Annotated in this window: 16 protein-coding genes and 1 tRNA gene; 13 read left to right on the forward strand and 4 right to left on the reverse strand. The window is 37.6% G+C overall.

Features of this window, described 5'->3' with window-relative positions:
• Positions 1-5 precede the first annotated feature (5 nt).
• The 9 genes from BXY64_RS15690 (at position 6) to BXY64_RS15730 (ending at position 17,412) form a co-directional block, all read left to right on the forward strand.
• Positions 6-3,353, forward strand: a complete 3,348-nt coding sequence (locus tag BXY64_RS15690) for a golvesin C-terminal-like domain-containing protein (RefSeq protein ID WP_120240923.1) — start codon at positions 6-8, stop codon at positions 3,351-3,353.
• Between the two features lie 17 nt (positions 3,354-3,370).
• Entirely contained in the window at positions 3,371-4,861 is a 1,491-nt protein-coding gene (locus BXY64_RS15695) for a TolC family protein (RefSeq protein ID WP_120240924.1), read from the forward strand.
• Between the two features lie 39 nt (positions 4,862-4,900).
• On the forward strand, positions 4,901-5,950 hold the full coding sequence (locus BXY64_RS15700) for an efflux RND transporter periplasmic adaptor subunit (RefSeq protein WP_120241039.1): 1,050 nt from the start codon (positions 4,901-4,903) through the stop codon (positions 5,948-5,950).
• Between the two features lie 6 nt (positions 5,951-5,956).
• Positions 5,957-9,082, forward strand: a complete 3,126-nt coding sequence (locus tag BXY64_RS15705; RefSeq protein ID WP_120240925.1) for an efflux RND transporter permease subunit — start codon at positions 5,957-5,959, stop codon at positions 9,080-9,082.
• A 128-nt stretch (positions 9,083-9,210) separates the two neighbouring features.
• Positions 9,211-13,953, forward strand: a complete 4,743-nt coding sequence (locus tag BXY64_RS15710) for an efflux RND transporter permease subunit (RefSeq protein WP_120240926.1) — start codon at positions 9,211-9,213, stop codon at positions 13,951-13,953.
• Between the two features lie 89 nt (positions 13,954-14,042).
• Positions 14,043-14,750, forward strand: a complete 708-nt coding sequence (locus BXY64_RS15715) for a hypothetical protein (RefSeq protein WP_147376013.1) — start codon at positions 14,043-14,045, stop codon at positions 14,748-14,750.
• A 58-nt stretch (positions 14,751-14,808) separates the two neighbouring features.
• Positions 14,809-15,015, forward strand: coding sequence for a hypothetical protein (locus BXY64_RS15720; RefSeq protein WP_120240928.1), 207 nt, complete (start codon positions 14,809-14,811; stop codon positions 15,013-15,015).
• A 313-nt stretch (positions 15,016-15,328) separates the two neighbouring features.
• Complete coding sequence (locus tag BXY64_RS15725; protein WP_120240929.1) at positions 15,329-15,694, forward strand: BlaI/MecI/CopY family transcriptional regulator; 366 nt, start codon at positions 15,329-15,331, stop codon at positions 15,692-15,694.
• Positions 15,694-17,412, forward strand: coding sequence for a M56 family metallopeptidase (locus BXY64_RS15730; protein WP_120240930.1), 1,719 nt, complete (start codon positions 15,694-15,696; stop codon positions 17,410-17,412). The genes BXY64_RS15725 and BXY64_RS15730 overlap by 1 nt, the downstream gene beginning before the upstream one ends.
• Positions 17,413-17,475: 63 nt before the next feature.
• Here BXY64_RS15730 and BXY64_RS15735 read toward each other — a convergent pair whose 3' ends face one another.
• The gene (locus tag BXY64_RS15735) at positions 17,476-17,829 is read right to left on the reverse strand and encodes a rhodanese-like domain-containing protein (protein ID WP_120240931.1); all 354 of its coding nucleotides are present in this window, start codon (positions 17,827-17,829) and stop codon (positions 17,476-17,478) included.
• Between the two features lie 667 nt (positions 17,830-18,496).
• Positions 18,497-19,621: a serine hydrolase domain-containing protein gene (locus BXY64_RS15740; protein WP_120240932.1), complete on the reverse strand. Its 1,125-nt coding sequence runs from the start codon at positions 19,619-19,621 to the stop codon at positions 18,497-18,499.
• Positions 19,622-20,545: 924 nt separating this feature from the next.
• On the opposite strand from BXY64_RS15740, the gene BXY64_RS21725 reads away from it, so the two are divergent.
• Complete coding sequence (locus BXY64_RS21725) at positions 20,546-20,704, forward strand: transposase (protein ID WP_211334516.1); 159 nt, start codon at positions 20,546-20,548, stop codon at positions 20,702-20,704.
• Positions 20,705-21,177: 473 nt separating this feature from the next.
• Positions 21,178-22,353, forward strand: coding sequence for a pentapeptide repeat-containing protein (locus BXY64_RS15750; RefSeq protein WP_120240933.1), 1,176 nt, complete (start codon positions 21,178-21,180; stop codon positions 22,351-22,353).
• A 52-nt stretch (positions 22,354-22,405) separates the two neighbouring features.
• On the opposite strand, the gene BXY64_RS15755 is transcribed toward BXY64_RS15750, so the two are convergent.
• Positions 22,406-22,476: transfer RNA gene (locus BXY64_RS15755), tRNA-Cys, on the reverse strand.
• A gap of 118 nt (positions 22,477-22,594) precedes the next feature.
• Positions 22,595-22,945: a dihydroneopterin aldolase gene (folB, locus tag BXY64_RS15760; protein WP_054719635.1), complete on the reverse strand. Its 351-nt coding sequence runs from the start codon at positions 22,943-22,945 to the stop codon at positions 22,595-22,597.
• 256 nt (positions 22,946-23,201) lie between these two features.
• Between folB and BXY64_RS15765 the strand changes: the two genes are divergently transcribed.
• Positions 23,202-24,914 carry a glutamine--tRNA ligase/YqeY domain fusion protein gene (locus BXY64_RS15765; protein WP_120241040.1) on the forward strand — a complete coding sequence of 571 codons (1,713 nt, stop codon included), beginning with the start codon at positions 23,202-23,204 and terminating at the stop codon, positions 24,912-24,914.
• A gap of 330 nt (positions 24,915-25,244) precedes the next feature.
• Entirely contained in the window at positions 25,245-25,841 is a 597-nt protein-coding gene (locus BXY64_RS15770) for an LURP-one-related/scramblase family protein (RefSeq protein ID WP_120240934.1), read from the forward strand.
• The last annotated feature ends 27 nt before the right edge of the window (positions 25,842-25,868 follow it).

The raw sequence follows: 25,868 nt of genomic DNA on the forward strand, positions 1-25,868 counted from the left end.
TTTACATGCTTTCTCTACACACCATACAATCCGTAGCCAAATACGAAACCAAAACATTGCTTCGTTCATGGTTTTTTAGAATTTTCGCCATAATGGCCATCCTTTTTATAGGAGGTTTTAATATTGCTGCTTTTGTTGAAGGTAGTAATGCTCCTTGGATTTACCGGGCCTTGCCTGCTGCTATTCCTTACGCCAATCTTATTATTCTTAATCTTGGACAAGCCATCGTTGCAGTCTTTTTGGCATCGGAATTCTTGAAGCAAGACAGTAAAAATGATACTGTTGAAGTGATTTATGCCCGCTCAATGACCAATAGCGAATACATTTTAGGCAAATCCCTTGGCATCATCATGGTGTTTGTAATTCTGAATGTAATCATGCTGCTTATGGGGATCGGTTTTTCCTTTCTAAGTAACGAATCATCGCAAAGTATTTGGGTACTTTTATATTACCCTCTTTTAATATCAATACCCACACTTGTTTACATATTGGGATTGGCTTTCTTCATGATGATTTTACTAAAGAATCAAGCCATTACATTTATTGTTTTATTGGGTTATATAGCTTTAACCATCTTTTATCTAAACACAAAAATCTACCAAATATTCGATTATATTGCCTACCAGATTCCCATGATGAATTCAACAATAGGCGGATTTGGAAACATATTTGAAGTGGCGATTCACAGAGGAATCTATCTATTTTTAGGAATTGGCTTGATTTTATTTACCATTTGGAAACTACCACGTCTTCCTCAATCGAAAAGATTGGTTTCCTTACCAATTTATTTGGCACTCATAAGTTTTGCCATAGCAGGTGGCCTAAGCTATAAATATCTGGATATTAAGATAGGAAGTAAAAAATACAGAGACAAGCTGATCTCAATAAACAACCAGTATGTTGATTACGCAAAACTTGAAGTTAGCAAGTGTAACTTACACCTAACACACCTTGGTGATCAAATTCAAGTTTCAGCAAAAATAAAAGCCAAAAACAATTCTAAGCAAAGTATAGATACTCTAATATTTAGTTTAAATCCACAACTTAAAATCAACTCTGTATCAATCGAGAACAAGCCTGTTCAATTTCTTCGAAACGAACAGTTAATAAAAATTGTTCCAAAGAACAAAATTGCTACAAACAAAGCACTTAACATTCAATTCGATTACGCAGGTAAAATTGATGAAAGAACACACTTTTTAGATTCTGATCCTAACTTGATAAGGGACAACTTTACCGCAGAGATGTTCAGAATTAGAAAAAGAAATTCATACCTAAAAGACGATTTTGTTTGCCTGACAAGCGAAGCACTTTGGTATCCAATTTCAGGAGTGGGCTATTCTTCTCTTTATCCAAGTTTATATTCTCCTGATTTTGCAGAATTCAAACTACATGTAAAAACCCAGGAAAACTTAACAGCAGTATCGCAAGGCAAGCTAAGCAAAACAAATGCTGGTGAATTTTCTTTTGAACCTGAATATGCTTTACCTCAGATCAGTTTATTAATAGGCGATTATCAAAAACAAAGTATTGATATTGATTCTGTTGAATATTCAATTTATTCAATCAAGGGAAATCAGTTTTTCCTAAAGCACTTTGATGTCATTCAAGATAGTCTTCCATCTTTAATACGAGAGCTTAAAAATGAGTATGAAACTTCACATGGTTACTTCTATCCTTTTAAAAGATTGTCAATGGCCGAAGTACCAATTCAATTCTCGCTAGACAAACACAATTGGTCAATTGCCAGTAATGCCATACAGCCTGAAATTATTTTCTATCCTGAAAAGGGAGTTGTAATGGAAGAAACTGATTTTAAAAATCGCAGAAAGCGCTTTGAAAGACGAATGAAGAGGGATAACGAAGAAGTTTCAGAAGAAGAACTACAGTCGCGAATTTTTAAACGCTTTATTCGTGGTAATTTAATGCCACCACCAAATGAGTGGTATCAATTCGACCATGTTGATAGGAATACCTTCTCTATTTTTCCAAATTACTTTTCTTATTCATCTGGCATATCATCGAAAGAAATACCTGCATTAAATACAGCATTAGGGGTTTATATCAAGGAAAATAACGAAGTATCACAAAACTTCTCACGTTGGCGATGGCAAGGAATCAGCAAAGCCGAAAGAATTAATCTACTTCTAAAGAATTCTTCGCTTAAAGATATTGCTGATATAAAAATTCCTAAGGCAGATGATTTAGATGATCAAATCATACTAAACGATATTTTAAGAGTAAAAGGCAAGCATTTGTTCTCTCTTTTTAAAGCCAGATATGGCGAAGATAAATTCAACAAGGTGCTTAAAGAATTTATTGAATCAAACCGTCACCAAAAGTTCGATTTCTCTCAATTCGATAGCCTTTTGTTGGCCAACTTTAATTCATCTGTAAAATCTGAAATTGAAGATTGGTACACCACGACCAAATTGCCTGGCTTTTTATTAAAAGATCTTCAAACCTACAAGGTTAAAGATGGTGATCACATTAAATATCAAATTCGATTTAAAATTTCGAATCCAGAATCAGTTGATGGAATTGTAAGCGTTATTATTGAAACTGGTGGACAAAATAACCGATTCAGAAGAAGAGGAGGAGGAAACAAAAAGCCTGATTTCACAAAATCCATATTTATTCCTGCACATTCTGCCAAAGAAGTCGGATTTGTATTTCCATCAGAACCTGGCAGAATGAATGTCTTTACTCACCTTTCTGAGAATCTTCCAAACAGTCTGGTCTATGATTTTAGCTCATTTGCCGAAACCAAAAGAAGCAAGTTCTTTAATAAAACCCAGGAGTGTGAGGTATTTGAGGGTGTTTTAGATGCCAATGAATTTGTTGTAGACAATGAAGACAAGGGATTTGAATACATACAGGTTTCTAACAAAAGCCAATTAAAACAATGGGTTGATAGCCGAAGAGATGATATTGAAGAATATGCCAGATTAAGAACCTGGAATCCCCCAAATGAATGGAAAAATGTACTACGATCGGGCTTCTTTGGGAAGTATGTACGCTCAGCATTTTTTACAAAAACAGGTATTGGAGACAGAAGCGCCAGCTGGAAACCTGAATTAAAAAAACCTGGGTACTACGATGTGTTCTGCCACGTGAATAAGATTGAGCAATATTGGGGCCGAAGAAAAAAAACAAAAACAGATTACAACTTTAAGGTCTATCATGAAGATGGATTTGAGGAGGTGAATAAATCCGATCAGGAACTGGAAAATGGTTGGAACTATTTGGGTAGTTTCTATATCACTCCCGAAACAGCAAAAGTTGAATTAAATAACAAATCCGTTGGTGCATATTTATTCGCCGACGCAATTAAATGGGTAGAAAACAAATAGACTAACAATATAACAGCATGATTCTTAACAAGCTTACATTAAAAACATTCGCTTTAACAGGATTTTTATTCATTAGTTCTTTTTATGCTTCAGCACAAAAAGAACTCACTTTGGAAGAAGCCCTTTTAATAGCATTCGACAACAGTCCTGACATTAAAAAATCAAGGATAAATATGGAACAGAATAAGGAGCGGTTGAATGCTCAGTTAGCATCATTGCGTTCTAGATTCTCTTTTGATGTTAATCCTATTCAATACAGTAAAAGTGAATCATATAATGAATTTAATTCTGTATGGAATACTGAAGAAAACTTTAAAATAGATGGTACATTTAGCATTATTCAACCAGTAAAGTTTACAAATGGGAAATTTACTTTAAGTAATAACCTTGCATATCAGGAAAGTAGTTCAAAGGCAACTGGTTCTTACGAAGGATACAATAACTCCCTCTCATTAAATTACGATCAGCCGATTTTTACTTTCAACAAAACCAAAATGGATCTAACTCGAAACGAGTTGAATTTGGAAAATGCAACACTTTCCTATTCCATTCAGATGCTGAATATTGAACGTCAGGTAAATCAGGCATTCTATAACATTTACCAAAAGCAAATGGCCTTAAAAATTTCTGAGGAAGAATACGAAAATCAGAAAATCAGCAAAGAAATTATTGCAAGTAAAGTTGAAGGAGGACTTTCGGCCAAAGAAGAATTGTACCAGGCAAAATTAAATCTAGCAACCAGTAAATCTAATATGGACAACAACCAAGTTGAACTTGAAAATGCAAAAGATGACTTCAAACTACTACTAGGAATTTCTCTTTACGAGGATATCGCAGTTTCTACTAATATTCAATACGTTCCTGTAATTGTGGATCTTGAAAAAGCCATTCAAAATGGTTTATCCCAAAGATTGGAACTTACCCAAAGAGAAATTGATTTGAATAATGCAAAATTTGACTTGATTGAAACCTCAGCAATCAATGAATTTAAAGGAAATATCAAACTTTCAATGGGGATAATGGGAAATAACAAAAACCTAGCCGATGTTTACGACAAACCAACTAAAAGCCCACGAGTTGGTGTTACTTTCTCTATCCCGATTTTCGATTGGGGTGAAAGAAGAGCAAGAATCAGAGCAGCAGAATTGGAAGTGGAAAGTAGACAGATCGATAAAAACAGTTTGAAAGATGATATTACCATCAACATCCGAAAAACTTATCGCAACCTGCAAAACCTCATTCAACGAATAGAAATTGCCAAGCAAAATGAGAAAAATGCTCAGTTAACTTACGATATCAATCTGGAGCGATACCGAAACGGAGATTTAACAAGTATCGACCTTGAGCGATTCCAAAATCAACTTTCAGGGAAAAAAATGGAACTTGCCAATTCTTTAATAAGATACAAGCTTGAACTGTTAAATCTTAAAATTCAATCACTTTGGGATTTCGAAAAAGATCAATCATTTGTACCTCTGGAGCTACAAGAGAATTTAATAATAGACTAATTTAAATCAATACTAATTCAAAATATAATGGCCTTAACAATGAAACGACTTGCATTTTTACTTTTAGGAGCTACACTTTTCGCTTCTTGCGATGATAAAAAAGCTGATTTAAATAAGGATATCGCAATTCAGGTATCCGTAAAGGAAATTGCACCCAAAAGCATCGAAAAATATATCAGTACAACAGGTACAGTAGAACCAATCAAAACGGTGAGTTTAAAATCGGAAGTTGCCGGTAAATACCAACTTCAAACCAATCCACGTACTGGAAGAAAATTTCAATTGGGAGATTACGTGCAAGAAGGAACTGTTGTAATTCAGCTTGAAGACAAGGAATATGAAAATAATATCAAAATCAAATCCTTAGAGCTACGATTGGAAATTTCGAAACAGACTTTCGAAAAGCAACAATCTCTTTACAAAAAAGGAGGTGTGACCCTTTCGGAATTAAAGAATGCTGAAATTGAATTGATAAATGCCAAATATTCTTACGAGGATGCCATATTCCGATTGGAGAAACTAAAAGTAAAAGCTCCATTTTCAGGAACCATTACCAACCTTAACTATTATACCCAAAACACAAGAATCGAAGCAGCTTCTCCTGTTCTAAACATGATGGATTACAGCAAACTTCACATGGAAATTAATCTTGCCGAGAAAAACATTTCCATGATTAAAACTGGCCAGCCAGTTAATATCGTGAACTATACCATTCCTGGCGATACTTTAAATGGAGTGCTTGCTCAACTTTCACCAGCCATTAATTCCGAAACACGTTCGTTCAAAGCGGTAATTGACATCAACAACTCAAAACTATTGCTACGCCCTGGGATGTTTGCCAAGGGAGAAATTGTTGTAGCCAAGGCCGATTCTGCACTTGTAATTCCTAAAAATGTAATTCTAAACAAACAAAAAGGTAATGTTGTGTTTGTTGTTCACAAAGGACTAGCAGAAGAAAGAGTGATTGAATTTGGCTTAGAAAACCCCAATGAAGTGCAAATTGTTTCAGGATTGGAAAAGAAAGATCGATTGGTTGTTAAAGGTTTTGAAACGCTTCGAAATCGTTCAAAAATTAAGATTGTAAAGTAATTCCACATGAAGAAAATAACTCAATTTTCAGTTAATTACCCGGTAACTGTGTCCATGATTGTATTGGCCATTTTACTCTTAGGCTATGTTTCGCTGGGTAAACTGAGTGTAGATCTGTTTCCGGAAATGAATGCACCGCGCATTTTTGTGGAAATAAAGGCAGGTGAACGACCTCCTGAAGAGATAGAAAAGCAATTTATTGAAAGCATAGAATCCCAGGCCATCAGGCAAAAGGGCGTAAGTCAAGTATCATCGGTTTGTATGGTTGGTTCGGCTCGAGTTACCGTTGAATATACTTGGGGAAGCGATATGGATGAAGCTTTTCTTGACCTGCAAAAGGCTTTAACAACATACTCTCAAAATTCTGAGTTAGACGATTTCACGATCACTCAACACGATCCTAACGCATCTCCTATTCTAATCATGGGAATGCTTCATCCTGAAATAAAAGACATGGATGAGCTTCGTAAGATTGGAGAAAATTACATCCGAAATGAATTGATCAGATTGGAAGGTATTGCTGAAGTTGAGCTAACTGGTGCACTTGAGAAAGAAATTAGAATTGAAACCAACCAATATCTTTTAGATGCTCATGATCTGACTGTTGATCAAATTGTTCAGAAAATTCAAAGTCTAAACCGAAATGTATCGGGCGGAAGCATTGTTGAAATGGGTACCAAGTACATTATTAAAGGTGCTGGTTTAATTCGAGATATTGAGGAAATAGAAAATGTAATTGTTGGCACTAAAAACCTACAAGCAAACCTCCCAACTCAAGCTGGGGCAAATCAGGGCAACCAAGTTCCTGTAAAAAACAAAGTGCCAATTCGACTGAAAGATGTGGCACAGGTAAAGTTTGTTCCTAAACAAGCTCAAAATATTGTTCGAATAAATGGTGAACGCTGCGTAGGATTGTCCATTTACAAAGAAACCGGATCGAATACAGTAAAAGCTGTAGAAGATTTCGATACTGCAATGGAATCCATTAAAAAAGCTTTACCGGGATATCAATTTATCATTGTACAAAATCAAGGTCAGTTTATACAAAAAGCCATCGATGAAGTGGAAGAAACAGCTCTACTTGGAGTTTTGATCGCGATTTTTGTATTGTTCATTTTCCTTCGCAGGTTTAAAGTTACAGCTATCGTAAGTTTCGCAATTCCGGTTTCTATTATTGCCACCTTTAACCTGATGTACTTTAATGGCCTTAGTCTAAACATTATGACCTTGGGTGGATTGGCACTTGGTGCAGGAATGTTGGTCGACAATGCCATTGTTGTGATTGAGAATATCTTTAGAAAAATGGAGCTTGGCTTATCGGTGAAAGATGCAGCCATTGAAGGAACCTCTGAGGTAGGCGGTGCCATTGTTGCTTCCACCCTAACCACCATTGTGGTATTTCTTCCAATTGTATATCTGCATGGCGCTTCCGGTGCTTTGTTCAAAGATCAGGCCTGGACTGTTGCATTCTCATTAATCGCTTCACTTTTTGTAGCCATTCTCTTTATTCCAATGCTTTTTAACTATGCCTACAAGGGAAGCAAGAAAAAGGTCCAATTTAAATCTGTTAAGATTGGATGGTATGGCGAATTATTAGGAAATCTTTTAAATAAAAGAGGACTTGTAATGATTAGTGCTTGTGCTTTACTGATTGTTACCGGACTTATTCTACCAATGGTTGGGAATGAATATTTACCCAAAAGTGGTGTTGGTGAGTTTAGCTTAGATATAGAGCTACAAGAAGGTACACAATTGGAAAGAACCTCAAAAACAGTTGAAGCCATTGAGTCGATGCTTTGGCAATCTATGGGCGATCAAATTGAAACGGTTTACAGCAAAATAGGCCCTGATACAGGAAGTGCAACTGACAAAGCTGTTTTCCAAAATGAGAATACGGCCAATATCAAAATCAAATTGAAGAAAGAATACATTTCTCTTTCGGAAGAAATTCTAACCAATGTTGGGACTTTAATCAGCAATATTCCCAATGCAGAAATATCTATCGTAAGAGATGAAACCGCTTTACAATCAACAATTGGGACAGAAGATGCTCCTATTGAAGTTGAAGTAAAAGGAAAAGATATGGCAGTTTTAGAACGCTTATCGAATGAGATAAAGGAGAGTTTAATTTCCATTCCTGAATTGGCCAATGTGCAAACCAATATTGAGGAAGGTGCTCCAGAAGTTAATGTTGTGGTTGATCGCTATAAAGCAGGTATTTTCAACATGAGTACCGAAAGCATTGCGGGACAATTACAGGACATGCTCATGGGAAAACAAGCCGGCAAATACGAGCATGGTGGCGAAATGAGCGACATCACCGTTCAACTTCCCGAGATCAGCATCAACGAGCTGAATTCTGTAATGCTTCAGAATGGCAATTCAGAAATTCCTCTTTACGAAGTTGCGCATATCGAAAAATCCTCATCGCCGAAACAAATGCTTCGCAGAAACCAAAACCGAATCGGAAAAATTAGTGCTGATATTCGTGGTGACATAGCATTCGACCAGGTTGTTGGAAAGATTAATGAGAAATTAGCGAATGTAGACTTGCCAACGGGTTACCAAATTGGATTAATTGGTGAAGAACAAAAAAGACAAGAAGCCATGTCGAACCTTAGTTTTGCTCTAATGCTTTCGGTAATTCTTGTGTATATGGTAATGGCATCTCAGTTTGAGTCTTTAATTCATCCATTTACCATCTTACTTACCATTCCTTTGGCAGGAGTTGGAGCTGTTTGGGCTTTCTTCCTATTGGGGATTCCTATGAACATTATGGCTTACATCGGAATTATCATGCTAGGAGGAATTGCGGTAAACGACTCCATAATTCTGGTAGATGCCATCAACCAGTTCAAGGAGCAAGGAAACTCATTACGCGATTCCATTATCATGGCTGGTGAGAATAGAATTCGACCAATTATCATGACCAGTGTAACAACCATTTTGGCTCTTCTTCCATTAACAATTGGATTTGGCGAAAGTGCTGCCCTGAGAGCTCCAATGGCTATTGCTGTAATTGCAGGTTTGATTACTTCTACCCTTCTGAGTTTGGTAGTAATTCCTTGTGTATACTTTGCCTTCGATAGAATTCAAAGTTTTTATCACCAATTCAAGGGAAGAGAGAATTAAATATGTGAAAGAGTAAAATATTACAGATAAAGTCCCCCTTAAAAGGGGAATTTAGGGGGATGTCTGTATCAAAACACTCCCCGTTGTCCCCTCTCAGGAGGGGAATTGGAAGCTAAAATTTGAAATATATGAACTTCATTATAAAAAGAAAGGTTTTAATTGCCATGCTCTTCGCAGGATTAAGTATGCTGGGATATTTCTCCTACAAGCAGCTACCTGTCGAATTGATTCCCAATGCAAACCTTCCTATGCTCTTTGTTCAGGTTGGTACCGGTATCGAGGTGGATCCACGATATATGGAAAATCAGGCAATTATCCCCTTAGAAGGAGTTGCAGGAAGCCTTGAAGGAGTTGAGAAAATAGAATCAACTGCAGGACAGCAACGCGGAAGCATTCAAATTTCTTTTGAACAAGGCACAAACATCAAGTACGCCTATTTAAAACTTGCCGAAAAGGTGGAGGAAGTCAAAAAAGATCTTCCCCAGGAATTTCAGGTTCAGGTTTTAAAGTTTGATATGGAACAACTCAACAACATGTTCATGAACATTCAGGTTCGTGGAAGTGGTGGAGTGGACCGTGTGCGACAAATCACTGAGAATGAAATTCTCGATAAAATCCAAAACATTGATGGCATTGCCAATGCTGCAATATTTGGTGGTCGTGAAAAATCGGTAGAAATATTGCTTCGCGATGACGTATGTAAGAGCTATGGAATTAGTCCTTCCGATGTTCGAACGGCACTGAATAACAATGGCAACATTCGACGTTTTGCAGGGGAAGTAATCGATAAAGATCAACTGAATTTTGTAAATGTGGTTTCCCAGTTCTCTGATATCAACGAGCTACATGAGTTGGTTGTACAGGAAAAGGGAGATATCCGTTTAAAGGATATCGCTTACATTCATTACGGGGTAAAAACTCAAACTTCCTACAGTCGTGTAAATGGTAAGGAAGCGGTAACCCTGCAATTGACCCGCGATGCTCAGTCAAACATCATTGAATTATCGGAGGTCACCCTTGCCAAAATTGATGATCTAAACAAAGAACTAAAGACCAAAGATGTAGAAATGGTTGTTCAGCTAAATATGGCTGAAACCATGAAAACCAATATCGATTTAATCATCGAACTGGCCCTGGTAGGAGGTGTATTGGCAATATTTATCCTTTGGATTTTCTTAAAAAACTTGCGATTGGTAACTGCAATTGCTTTGGCAATTCCAATCTCAGTTTACACTGCCTTCAACTTCTTTTATGCCTACGGAATTAGTATCAATACACTAACGCTGTTGGGAATGGCCCTGGCCATAGGTATGCTCCTCGATAACAGCATTGTCGTCCTCGAGAACATATACCGACTGGCTGCACAAAAGAAAGATGCAAATACGGCAGTAATTCAGGGAACCAAGGAAGTTTGGCGCTCAATATTTGCAGCAACCCTAACCACCATAACGGTATTCCTGCCATTCGTATTTTCATCCAATTTCTTAATCGGATTAATGGGCAAGCACATTGGTGTTTCCATCATTTCTACCCTATTGGTATCCTTGGTGGTTGCTTTACTGTTGATTCCTATGATTACGCACAGCTTTTTAAGACGTAAAGGAAATTTTCAGGAGATAAACTTTGAGAATATCTCCTATCATAACCGATTGGTACAAGTATACCTGGTATTGCTAAAATCTTGCATGCGTCACCCGGGAAGAACCGTTGTGGGCGCTTTAGGTTTATTCTTTATCACTTTACTGATCAGTTTAGGATTAAGCTTTATTTCTGCTGAAGAAACCGAAAACAAAGACCTAAATCTATATGTCAACCTTCCGGGAGGAACCACCCTTGAAAATACCGATTTGTTTGTTCAGCAGGTAGAAGAAAAGTTGGCCTCACTCGAGGAGAAGAAAGATATCACCAGTCAGATTTACGAAGAGGAAGCCATGCTAACCATTAGCTTGGTAGATGATTATCGCGAAAAGCAAAATTTAAGCATCCCTGGCATCAAGAAAAACATCATGGAACGCCTTGATGGCTTGCCTCGCTCCTCTTTTAGCTGGGAACCTCCGGCACGAGGAAGAAGATTTGGTAGCGGCGGAGGCGATGGCTTCGGAGGCGACGATCCATTCATGGAAATGTTGGGCATCGGTAGTCAAAAAGAAAAGCTGATTATTAAAGGTCAGAATTTCGATAAGATGCTTAACCTTTCGGAAGATTTGGACTATTACCTTAATCAGCTTACCTCCATTAAAAATGTGAATGTACGCATTCCTTCCAAGCGACCTGAATTGGTTTTGGAATTGGACAAACAGGTAATGGCCTTGTATGATATTCCTGTGAGTGCGGTTCTATCGGAGCTGAACTCTTTCCCAAAAGAGTTTTCGAGTAATGTTGTGTTTAAGGAAGGAAACGAAGAGTACGATATCGTTATTAAAACCCTTGGTGAAAATCCTGAAATCACTCGAAATGCACAAGATCTGCGCAAGCTAAGCGTTCGTGGTACTCAAGGAGCAGAATTCGAATTGGAAAACATCAGTAAATTCAACTTTACCGATGGCTTGTCTACCATTAAGCGAACCAATCAGGAAAAACAGCTGGTGGTTTCTTATCAATTTATCGATGAAGTAAACGATGACAAGGACCTTCTTACAGCTGCACGAGTAGAAATCGACGAAATCATTGGAGGAATGACCTTGCCTTCGGGACTGGCTGTTGAAATTGTTCACGAGGAAAACAGTTTGGGCGAATTCGGCTTCCTTTTCCTAATGGCATTTATTCTTATTTTCATGATTTTGGCATCGGTTTTCGAATCATTTAACATGCCAATAGTAATGATGTTCTCGATACCGATGGCTGCCATTGGTTCATTGCTTGCACTGATACTTACCGGAACCTCATTGATGAATGCCAATGTGTTTACAGGCCTGATTATTTTACTTGGAATTGTGGTAAACAACGGAATCATCATGATCGATTATTCCAATGTGCTTCGAAAACGAGGTTACCGACAATCCAGAGCCTTAATGATGGCAGGCTTGGCTCGTATACGTCCAATTTTAATTACAGCCATTACCACCATTATTGCCTTAATGCCACTGGCACTGGGACGAGCTGAATATGTTACTCAAATTGGTGTTCCGTTTGCCATTACCGTAATTGGGGGCTTAAGCTTAAGTACCATTTTAACTTTGGTATTCATTCCAACACTTTATACCGGATTACAAACCAGCTTAAACTGGATGCGAAACCAGCAAGTTTGGGTTAAAGTAATACAATTTGGCATTTGGATAGCCGGAGCCTATTTCATATACACCGAGGTAGACAGTAAAATCTGGCAAATCATCAACCTATTGGTACTTCTGTTATCGGTACCTGCCTGTATTTATTTTATTCAGGCAAGTTTGCGCAAAGCCAACGAAGAGCTCATTGCTGCCGATGACGAATTGCAAATCCAGATCCGAAATCTTGTGAAAATATACGATTGGGATGGCAGGTTTATGCGCGAATGGAAATCAGGATTAAGAATAAGAGAACGTTTGGGATTAAAACACTCTTACACTCGCTTGCGCGATTTCTTAACTCTGATATGGCAATTGCCACTAATCGCCTTCATGATCTTTTTCATCTATTTCCATTTGCAAAGTAAATTTTGGTTGGTTCTACTATCCATCAATTTCCAAATTATGCTTTTGTATTTCATGGCGCCAATTATGGAATACAAAAAACACCTGGTGGAAAAGGGCAAAAGCAAATTGGGTAGAATTGTAATCAACCTGTTTCATAAATTCATTTACTGGATTTTCCCATTGGCTGTATTAGCTTATTTCAACAACAAATACGAATTAATCGGATTGACCATTCCGCTTGCAGTACTGTGGTATTTTGCCTTGCTGATTAAGAAAACTTCAGACAAAATTTATCGCGAAAAAATCAACATCAACCGATTAACAGGAAGGTTTAAAGGAATTCGTAAATTCTTCTACCGATTTGTATTGATTATCCCAATCATCGGAAAACAGAAAGTTCCTTTTAAAGCAGTAAAGAGCGTTTCTTTCGACATTGGCAACGGTATGTTTGGCTTGTTGGGACCTAACGGTGCCGGTAAATCAACCCTAATGCGTATTGTTTGTGGAATACTGGAACAGAGTTACGGACAAATCACCATTAATGGCATTGATGTTCGCGAAAAACGCGAAGAACTGCAAGGATTGATCGGTTACCTTCCACAGGAATTTGGCATGTACGAAAACATGACTGCCTGGGATTTTCTGAACTACATGGCCATCCTGAAAAAGATTCACAATACTGAAGTACGCACAGAGCGTGTTCGATACGTACTGGATGCAGTGCACATGCTCAAGAACAAAGATGAGAAAATTGGATCCTTCTCGGGTGGTATGAAACAGAGAATTGGGATTGCTCAAATCTTGCTTCACCTGCCAAGAATTCTTGTGGTAGATGAGCCAACAGCAGGTCTTGATCCTCGCGAACGAATCCGCTTCAGAAACCTTTTGGTTGAGCTGAGTAAGAAGCGAATTGTAATCTTCTCTACTCATATTATTGAGGATGTAGCAAGCTCGTGTAACCGAGTGGCAGTAATGAAAAAAGGAGAACTGAAATATCTTGGTGAACCTGTTCATATGGCAGGAATTGCCAACGAAAAAGTTTGGATGTTGAAGATTTCGCCTGAAGAATTTGAACAGTTTAAGAAAGAACACGTGATTATTCATCACATGCGCGATAACGATCATATTCGAGTAAGATGCCTATCGGATGAAGATCCGGGATACGGAGCGGTGAACACCAAAGCAAACCTCGAAGATGCATATTTGTGCTTGCTGAATGATACCAGCGAGCAAAAAATAACCATGATGAATGTATAATTCCTCCTTCGAAGGGGGATAAAAGGGGGATGTTTGAACACTCCCCTAAATCCCCTCTCAAGAGGGGACTTAACAAGAAAGCTTACAACATGAAAACAATAGAACAAATAAAACTCATAACAGACTTTGTTCGCTACAATGTGAAGATCATATTTGCGAACAAATTCATCTATTTTCTGATAGCAGCCTTCGCCTTCTTCTTTATGGTTATGGGCATCATGCTATTTACAGATTCTAGTCCCGATGAGTCGGATATTTACACGAGCTTAATTTTCCCGGGAATATTGATCCTCTTTTATCCGGTGATCTATATCATCCAAAGCGATAAGGATACCCGAATGCTCGAAATTCTATTCGGAATTCCCAATTACCGATACAAAGTTTACCTGGTACGCTTTGCATTAAGCGTTCTTTTGCTGGTATCGCTAATGTTTTTAATGTCGTGGTTAACGGTCTTTCTGGTAATCAAGATTGATGTATTCCATATGGTTTACGAGCTAATGTATTGCCTCCTGTTTTTGGCAAGTTTGGCATTTTTGCTCACCACTTTAATTAAAAATGCAAGTGGAGCAGCTGTAGTCATGGTGGTTTTAGGATTGGTATTTCTGATACTGGCCGAACCATTACAATACAGCAAGTGGAACATCTTTCTAAATCCTTTTAACGTTCCGGGCGACATGAGTTACACCATCTGGCAAAATGTATTGTATCAAAATCGCATGATGCTAATCATTGGTTCGCTGATTACCATTCTGTGGAGCTTAATTAACCTACAACGCAGAGAAAAGTTCGTATAAACCTATAAGTATGAAACGAACATCAATTTTATCCAGGCAGAAAATAAAATTTAAACAGATGAAAGAAAAAATCATTCCTTTTTTAGTCTATTCCTTAATCTTCAGCATTGGAATTTTTGCAGGAGAATACATTCTCGATTATTTTACGAATGCCGATAGGCTTTCCATCACAACAGAAATAAGAGATGCTGCTTTTATCGGCACCTTTGTATCTCTACTCTTGGTTTTTGTGAATAAATTTCCAAAAGCCTCCAATAAAAATTAACAGGACAAAATCCATAATAATTGCCCGGGGTAAATGAGTAAAACGATTCTCACCCCGGGTTAAAAACTCTTCCAATTCATTGTCGCACTCAGCTCTGATTTTTAATCCAAAATAGTCTTTGCGACAATCTTGAACACAGTTCAAAAATATTTCCACAGAAATATATAAAGATCCTAAACCTCCTTTTCCCCAGTATTTTCGACACTTTCAGTTCGCCCTTATTGTTTATCAACTATAATTTATAGTTTTTAAACTGTATTTATAGTTGACAAACTAGATTTTATAGTTATATTTGATTAAAATATTTTGCGAAATGAAGAAGTTAACACAGAAAGAAGAGGAAATTATGAAATTATTTTGGGCCAAAGGTCCAATGTTTGTAAAAGAACTTCAGAAAATCTTTCCCGATCAGAAATTACATTACAATACCCTATCGACCATGGTGAGAGCTTTGGAAGAAAAATCATTCATCGCTCATGAGACCTTTGGGAAAACGCATCGCTACTATGCTGCCATTACCGAAGAAGAATATCACAAAAAAACCATGGGGAATGTGGTTAAAAAATACTTCGACAACTCTTACAAAAGAGTAGTTTCCATGTTCGTTGAAGAAGAGAAACTATCCATCGATGAGCTTAAAAGGTTAATAAAGGACATTGAAGACAATAAAGACAAATAATGCTGTTTAGTTTTATTACATACATGATAAAAACAGGTATTGGCCTGGCATTTTTCTACCTTCTGTTCAAATTGTTGTTGAGTAGAGATGGAAGACATGCCTACAAAAGGTTGGTACTTCTGCTATCGGTAGGTGCTGCATTTACAATACCGCTGCTGGCCAATATGATTCCCGCAAGCGAGATGAATTCTACACCATTAATAAAAGTTCGCGAATTTATTGAATTGCCATTGGTGGAAACCGGCATAATCGACAGCACTCCGCTTGAAACAACAGGCAAAATAAGCCACATCCATCAAATAAATTGGTATGTGTTGATTTACCAACTGGTTCTGATTCTGCTTTTCCTTCGTTTCTTGCTATCCTACAAAAGCATTTTTAAATGGCTAAAACAAGCCAACATACAATCCTATAAAAATTTACTACTAGCGATTGTAAAAGATAACATACAGGCATTCTCGTTTTGGAAATACATTGTACTCTCAAAACAAGATTACCAGAACAATAAAACTCCAATTCTTCTGCATGAAGAAGCACACCTAAGGCTGCATCATTCATACGATGTAATCTTAATGGAACTGGTTTGTTTTCTGCAATGGTTCAATCCATTTGCATGGTTATTGAAAAAGGAGTTAAAACTGGTTCACGAATTTCAGGCCGATCAGGCCGTACTCAAATCTGGCATCGATGCAACACAATATCAACTGTTGATTTTGGAAAAAGCTGTAGGCAAAAGACGTTTTGCTTCAGCAAATCATTTCAAACAAGGTTCAATCTCAAAACGAATTAAGATGATGAAAAAGAAACAATTTTTACGATGGAGCGTTGCAAAAACCCTACTTTTTTTACCTGCAGGATTTCTGCTTTTACAAGCATTTACCAATCCTAAAGTAAGTGAAAAGGTAAATACTCTGCCTGCGCTCATGGTTCAGGCCAACGATAGTGAATCGTGGCTTAAGGAATGGCGATATGAAAATATCGAAAATTTAAATGCTGGTGTTTTCTTTGGCAAACAACCTGCCCACAAACCAGATTTAAGCTGGAAGCTAAAACCCATTAAACAAAAAAATGTGTTAGCCATTTTGCAAAACAAACGTGGGCATCTTCTTGCAAACGGGCAATTGGTAGCCAAAAAAGATTTAAAAGCCATTGCAAAATCATTTATCAGTGGTAAGAACCATTGGAACAATGCCAATCCTGAAATGGCTGTAAGCAAATTGAGCAATGGCAAATCAGCAAAGGTAAACCAGCTTGCCATTAGCTACCAAGTTGACAGGGCTACTCCAAAAGAAGCCATTGCCGAAAGCATGCAAGCCTTTGGGAAAGCTTACCTGGAAGTGCGATCAGAAAAAGCACAGGAGCTGTTTGGAAAGGATTACTTTCAATTATCGGATGCACAGCAATTGGAAATTGATGAAAGAGTTCCAATCCGCATCGCGCCTTTCACAGCCATTAAAAATTCTGCCAATGCAGTTGACATCAGAATTACAAAGGAAGGAATCTTTATCGATCAGAAAAAATGTGCGCTAAGCCTTATCGAAGAAAGAACAAAAGCTTTGGTACAAAACAAAAAACGATCGCTTGCCGAAATCAGAGTTCTCGATCCAGCAATCAATAAGGAGACAATTGAAGAAATCAAAAGACAACTCCGAAATGCGGGCATCAAAAGAATTAACTATTCCGGCGTAATGAATGTAGTGGAAACTCCTGCCAAGTAGTTATTAAATAATGTTCATAAAGAAAGCTCAATAAACCAAATTATTGAGCTTTCCTTTTATACATTAATAAGCATTTGCCTTCATTTTCTTTAGTTGGCGATTCCAACTGTACAATCCACCTTTTAGATGCGCCACCTTATGGAAGCCAATTTTACGCAAGTAATTTCGCACCTGCTTGCTTCTAAATCCCAAATGACAGAAAATAATGATATCCTTATCCTTAGGCAGAGTAGGAATCTTATTTTGAATCTCTCCCATCGGAATGTGAATGGAATTCTCGATCCCTTCTTTTGCCAATTCATGCGGCTCACGAATGTCAATCAGTAAAATATCCGAACCCTTTTCCAACTCCTCCATCAACTCTAAAGCGGTAAAACTTGTTTTGGGTCCATTATCATTGCTTGTAAAAATATTCATATTCAATAGTTTAATAAAATAGGGGAACAAAACTCTTGAAAGGCTCTGTTTACAGCCCTTCCGAACAAGTACCAAATTAAAAAAAATAAATCAGTTATCAGTAAACAATGAGCAATAAACAGTGAACAATTATCAATGAACAGAAATCAGCGAACAGTGAGCAGTTGTGTGAGTAAGAATGAAATCAGTGTCTCTTAATTCACATTTATTTTCCTGAAAATAATTCGACAGAGAATTAAATATACAATCGTTTAATTCTAAATTCTCCCCTTACAGGCATACGCATCAACTTAATACACATATAAGTTTGACAATCATCGAAGTTGTTTTTGCATTTCGTTTTCACCCTTTCGCCTGTCGGCACTTTCCCTGTAAGGGAAAGAGGCTAAGTTTTAACGATAGTTCACAATTCAATTTACAGCAGCACCTTTATTTGTTGCGTTCTCCCTTTTCAGGGGAGATGTCCGACAGGACAGAGGGGTGTACAATTTCCTGAAAATATAAACCTTACGGCTTAAGTTGACGCGTATGCCTTACAGGGGAGATGGCGACAGCCAGAAGGGTGTCTTTTTTGATTCTATTTCTCTTAAAAACACCCTTTTCCTTATCAGGATTTTCCCTAAAAGGGAAAAAATCATTTCGAAAATGACCAGAAATCAATGATCCATTAAAACTCAGCCTTCAAAATTTCGTCGACACAATGCAATAGGGTCATTTTGCCTTTGTAGGAATCGCAATTGGTTTGAAATGCCACGGCAATTTTTTGTTCCGGGTAATACAAGAATATGGAACGAAATCCGGGAACGAAACCCGTATGACCATAGGCTTTGCCATGCGCACTTTTAAAAATAAAGCTGCCCATACCATAGGAATCGTACTCGCTTAAAACCCCATGGGGATTAGGTGTAACAATTTTCTGCAGCATTTCATTGGAAAATGGCAGCGCCTCGTAGTAAAACTTGGCCCATTTTGCCAGGTCGGATGTAGTGGAAGCATACCCTCCGCCAGTCCATTCCATCTGCGGATTAAAAGCATATATTCCATCAACCACCATCTGTTTTGGCATATGAAAAAAGGCATCCAAACCCGAATAGCCAACTGGCAATCGTGGGATATCGCGACGGCTTGCCCCATAGGTTTCTTTAAAATGCAGTGGGGCTAAAATCCTTGCATTGGCCACCTCGTAATAATTCATGCCCGTAACTTTTTCAATCAGCATTCCAATCAGCAAATAGTTGGTATCGGAATAGGCCCAACCCTCGCCTGCCTTGTGCACGGCTTCCATATCAAATGCATACTGTAGTCGGTCCTTATAGCTCCATACCTTATCGGGATTATTTTCCAGTTCGATCCACAGCTTCTCGTTCTCGATATAACGCGGCAAACCACTGGTATGCTGCAAAAGCATCTCAACGGTAATATCCCCAATGTTTGGCAATTTCGACAACCAACACTCCCCCTTACAGTAGTTAAAAAACTTCTCTTTCAAATCGACTTTACCCTCTTCAACCAATTGGTACAAAACTGCTGCAGCGTAGGTTTTCCCTATGCTTCCCGAAAACATTACGTGTTGCAAATTCATTCTTTCCTTACGGATAGAATCCGAATAACCTGTTACATAGTTTTCCTGTCGCCCATCCTGGTAAATGATGGAGAATTTTGCACCAGGCATATCCAACAACTGCACAATGCTATCGAGCTTATGCTGATAGGTACACTGCGAAAGTCCGTCGATATAAAAAGAGAATACCAAAATAAAAAATAGGGGAAGAGAGATGTACTTGTTTTTCATAGCGTGGTTGAATTGGGTTAACTGACTGTAATGTAAGCATTTTTAGCATAAAACTATCCATGTTGGGTGTGGAAATGCGAATGTTAATTGTGCGAAGTTTACCCGCTAAATATTGAGCAAATGAAATATGAAGCTTATTTTGTACTCACCTGGAGTTTAAAATCGATTTGAGTGCTTATTTTGTACAAATCTGGGCGTTAAGATTGATTTGGAAAGGAATTTTGTACAAATTTCCCGTTCTGGATCGATCTTTATCAAAAATTTGTGCAAATCTGGGCGAAAAAATCCATTTTGGCGATCATTTTGCACAAATCTGATCATCACATCAATATTATCGGCTGTTGGCGAACAAAATGATCGTGATATTCATATTTGTCTTCCTTGTGTCCCAATTATTTAAATTAAAACCAAGGTAGTCTTGATAGTTTGACTTCGAAATAGTTGTTATATTTATAAAGATGCTTCGGTATTTCTTTTAGAAAATGCAATGAATAAACCATTACCAAACCGACAATCCATACGATTAAAAGGGTACGATTACTCAAAGGAAGGCTTGTACTTTATCACCTTAGTATGTCAAAACCGATTACCCCTTTTCGGTAAAATTGATAATGGTGTAATGCTTTTGAATGATGCTGGTAAAATGATAGAATTGGAATGGCTCAAATTAAAGAGCCGCTTTCCGAATATCGAACTGCACGAGTTCGTGGTAATGCCTGACCACTTTCATGGCATAGTGGAAATAACCGATGCTGTAAGTAATGTAACGAAGCTGAAAGTAATATCAAGGTACCCCTCGTGGATACCCGTGAAGGGCAGGCACAAAGCAAAAACGGGCATCCACAAGGGACTGCCCAAACCACCGCACAAGGCACTGCCTTGACAGTCGGCAGTATAATAGGGGCTTTTAAGTCAATCACTACGGTGGAGTACATCAAAGGCGTAAAAGAGCATGGCTGGCAAGCTTACCAAAAACGCTTATGGCTGCGCAACTACTACGAGCACATCATCCGAAACGATGGTGCTTTCGATCGTATCTCTGACTACATCAAAAACAACCCAGCAAACTGGCAAAAGAGGTAACGGGTGCCCCTTGTGGGTACCCGAAAAGTGCCAGCCAAAAGATCTGCTAGCAGACAGTCACATGGTAATGCTGAAAGGCGAGCACTAGCCTGTCAAAGAGCAAGAAGCTGATACAGGGCACTACAAGTATTAGGACAAGGGCTAGGGCTATGGGACTGTAGGGCTATAAGGCTATAGGGCAACCACAAGGGATTGCCCAAACGTTAGACAGCTTACTAATGGGACTTTAGCTGAGGAACTACTATGAATATATTAGGAATAATTTGAGTAATGGTGAAAGAAATAATCAAAATGCTATTAAAGTATTAGATTATTTCTTTTAGTATATTTGAATAAAACTTAATTTAATGAATACTACATACAAAACATGTTTAAAAACCTTCCCTGTAATAATCGTTTTAATACTTATTATCTATTGAGCTAATTTTTACTTTCCTCTAGCACAATCATCCTTTGAGGAATTTGCAAGATGGTTGTATCCAAATAATTTAGACAGAAATGGAGCATTATTAAAAATCTCTTTAAGTACCATAAGTGGCATTGGGATATTTATTGGGGTATTAATCGCTTTTAAAAGAGCAAATACATTCGAAAAAAGTGTTCGTGGACAAGTCAAATCACAAATCGATGAACGATTTAAAAATGCAATTGAACACTTAGGTAATGATAAAAAACCTATTATTCTAGGGGGAATTGCAGAATTACATCAAATTGCTAAAGAAAATCCAAAGGAGTACGCTGAAGTTGTATTTGATATTCTGTGTAGCTACCTAAGAAATTCCAACAACTATAAAAAAACCGATAAAGAAATAAACAATACCATCAGCCAATCTATTGTGAACAACTTATTTAAACGATACCAAGAAAAAAATTATCCATACAATGGATTAAAGGCTAATTTAAGGTTCTCCAATTTTACTGGTATTAACTTTGACAATGCTAATCTAAATGGTTCAGATTTTTCTTTTTGCTATATGCCATCAATAACAAATGCAATATTTAAGTTTTCAACCTTCCACAGGACTATATTTTTAAGTTATAATATTGACGATGTAGATTTTTCTTCATCTGATATGTTCGATGTTATTTTTGATAGAACAAGGTTAAAAAATACAAAATTCGAGAAGATGCTAAACTTCTCACAAGTTACTTTTTTAGATACAAATATTACTTGCAATGTTAGCTTCAACAATACAAAACTATATAATTGCAAATTCCTAACCTCATTTATTGATAACATATCATTTATAAAATCAGATATAACATCAACTAGTTTTGCTGCTTCTGATATGACAAATATTGATTGGACATTACTTAACAAGTTTAGCCGAAATGATCTTAGGTTAACGGGATTAAGACACATTAATATTAAAATAAACATTGAAAAGTCAATACTTAGAGGCTGTAGAATTGCAAATAATTACAGAGATAAACTCTCTATTGTTATACTTAAGAATAGTAGGAATTCAAATCTAGAAGGTATAAATATTGCAAAAAATCAGCTTATTGATTGTGATTATTCTGAATTCACAGATGAAGATGCGAATGCTCTTAGAAATGAATACAATCTCTGCAAAGAGAAAATTTATTTCGAACACAATAATCCAAAAAATAAAAAAGACGATGTGAATGGACAAGTTTCATTGTAAAACAAAAAACCTCATCTGCATAAGCAAATGAGGTTTTATTCGAATTTTCCAGAGGTCTCTGGCGGATTCGAACCGCCGTAGACGGTTTTGCAGACCGCTGCCTAGCCACTCGGCCAAGAGACCCTATCTCCCTTAAAGGCGTTGCAAAGATATAAATTTCTGTTTTACCTATGCAAACTTTTTGCTAGCTTTTGTAACAAAAATTTCACACCTATAATGCAAACTTAGCATTATCAATAGCTTAACGACTCAGCGTAAGGCTAACTTTTTCTATTTGTCCACCCATTGGCGGGTTCATTTTCGATACTTTTACCGTTGCATGCTGCAATTCTGGGAAGTTTTCGTACAACATATCCAAAATTCGTTGGCAAACATGCTCCAACAAATGCGACTTAATTTGCAGTTGCTCCTTAATTTTTTCGTAGGCACGCTGGTAGTTCAACGCATCGCCAATGTAATCGCTTTGGGCAGCCTTTGTTTCATCGTACTCCATGCGTACATACACGGTGAACTTGTTCCCTACTATCTGCTCCTCTTTAAAACATCCGTGATAGGCATAAAACTCCATGCCTTCCAATTCGATAATTCCCATCTCTGTTTGTTGTTGATATTCTGGGGCGAAATTAAAATAAGAAATTCCAATTTCCAAAAGCCAAATTCCATATCACAAAAATTGGGTTTTGGGTTTTGGTTTTTGGGATTTTAACTACTTTTGTTTTTTCGTTTTCAAACAGGTACAGATGTAAAGATTTATTGTAAATTTATGTTTGTGCATTTCAGAAACGAAAAGCAAGGCAGGATTCAATCGAATCCGAGGCAAATCATTGTATCATTTTAAATTGAAAAACATGGATAACAAAACTGTAAAGGAAGAGAGTGCTAATGAAAAATCTCTGAATTTTATCCAACAGATCATCGAGGAAGATCTGCAAAACAATGTAAATGATGGAAGAGTACACACCCGATTCCCACCAGAACCAAATGGGTATCTTCACATCGGTCACGCAAAGGCAATTTGCCTAAATTTTAGCCTTGCCCAACAATACCAGGGAAAATGTAATTTACGATTCGACGATACCAACCCAGTTAAAGAAGATACTGAGTATGTTGATTCTATTATGGAAGACATCAAATGGTTGGGTTTCGAATGGGAAGGTGAACCACATTATACTTCTGATTATTTCGATCAGTTATACGATTGGGCAGTTCAGTTAATCAAAGATGGCAAAGCCTATGTTGATGATCAGACTGCTGAGCAAATTGCAGAGCAAAAAGGAAGTCCAACAGTTCCTGGAACCGAAAGTCCTTTCCGTAACCGTAGCGTTGAGGAAAACCTTGATTTGTTCGCAAGAATGAAGAAGGGTGAGTTCAAGGATGGAGAAAAAGTATTGCGTGCTAAAATCGATATGGCTTCACCAAACATGCACATGCGCGATCCATTGATGTATCGTATTTTGCATGCGCATCATCACCGTACTGGCGACAAGTGGTGCATTTACCCAATGTACGACTATGCTCATGGCGAGTCGGATTATATCGAGGGAATTACTCACTCAATTTGTACATTGGAATTCGAAGTTCACCGTCCGCTTTACGAATGGTTTATCGATAACATTACTGATACAGAATACAGACCTAAGCAGCGTGAATTTGCTCGCTTAAACTTAAGCTACACGGTAATGAGTAAGCGTAAGTTATTAGAATTGGTTACCGATGGTCATGTTAATGGATGGGACGATCCGCGAATGCCAACCGTTTCTGGTTTGCGTCGTAGAGGTTATACTCCTGCTGCCATTCGCAATTTTGCCGATACCATTGGTATTGCAAAACGTAACAATGTTATTGATGTTTCTTTATTAGAGTTCTGTGTTCGCGAAGATTTGAACAAAACTGCAACTCGTGTAATGGGTGTGTTGGATCCTGTAAAATTGGTAATCACCAACTATGCCGAAGGAGAAGAAGAATGGTTGACCATTGATAACAATCCGGAAGATGAGAATGCAGGAACTCGGGAAATTCCATTCTCACGCGAATTGTATATCGAGTGCAACGACTTTATGGAAGATGCACCTCGTAAATTCTTTAGAATGACTCCGGGTCGCGAGGTTCGTTTAAAAGCAGGTTACATTGTAATGTGTGAGAAAGCGGTGTATGATGCTGATGGAAACATCACCGAAATTCACTGTACTTACGATCCTAAATCGAAGAGTGGTAGCGGAACCGAAGAGAGCAAGCGTAAAGTAAAAGGTACACTTCACTGGGTATCTGCAAAACATGCAGCTAAAGCTGAAGTTCGCGTTTACGATCGTTTGTTTAACGACGAAGCTCCTGACGGACACAAGGACAAAGATTTTAAGGATTTCATCAATCCTGATTCATTGGAGATTTTGAAAGAGTGTTATGTTGAGCCATGCTTGAAAGATGCAAAAGCTGAAGATCACTTCCAGTTTACACGTTTGGGATACTTCTCGCTTGATAAGGATACCAATGCTGATCAATTGATCTTTAACCGTACTGTATCCTTGAAAGATTCTTGGGCAAAAGCACAGAAGAAGAAATAATTATAGCTATCAGCTAGATAAAATACAAACCTGTCAGGATTTAAAATCCTGACAGGTTTTTTTATAATGATATGTCTGGAGTTCCCCGGGTTAAAACCTGGGGTAATTGATATTCGTGCAAATTCGAATTGATAATTTTATAATACTCCTCGATTCTAGAAGTTTCCGGAACTCCACCAGATTAGCGCAGAATCCCAATCAATTGTCATGGGTTTTAACCCACGGATATCAAAAGCAAATGATCTCAATTATATATTTATAATATTTTTGTTTTGTTCATAAAGAACTCTTTTTCTAATTTTCCGCCCTCATTAGTTATAATCACATCAAATGCAAAAAATACAATTCCCGGTAAACTTTGAATTCAAAGTTTCTACCATTGCCAACGATTTTACAGCTACCGATGCCGATGGTAAAACATTAGCTTACGTCCGCCAGAAAATGTTCAAGCTAAAAGAGGACATTCAAATTTATAGTGACGAAAGCCGCACAAAACAAAACTATAGCATTAAAGCCGATAAATGGTTAGATTTTTCTACTGCCTATAAGTTCCTGAATGAAGATCAAAAAGAATTTGGTAAAGTAGTTCGCAAGGGATGGAAATCCATTTGGAAAGCAGAGTACAAAATATTTAACGGAAGCGAACAAGAGAAATACAATATTCGCGAAGAAAATGGCTGGATCAAAGTATTGGATTCAATTCTATCGCAAGTTCCTGTATTGGGAATTCTTACGGGTTACCTTTTCAATCCATCTTACATTGTAAAAGATCAGGATGAACAAGAAATTATTCGCTTGAAAAAGATGCCTTCCTTCTTTGGTCGTAGATTTGAATTGACAAAGTTGGGCGAAATGAACGAGGAAGATGATGACAGAATCATGTTAAGCCTTATGATGATGATTCTTTTGGAAAGACGAAGAGGCTAATTCACATTGCATACATTAAAAGAAAAG

It is taken from the genome of Marinifilum flexuosum, assembly GCF_003610555.1.
Lineage (GTDB): Bacteria > Bacteroidota > Bacteroidia > Bacteroidales > Marinifilaceae > Marinifilum > Marinifilum flexuosum.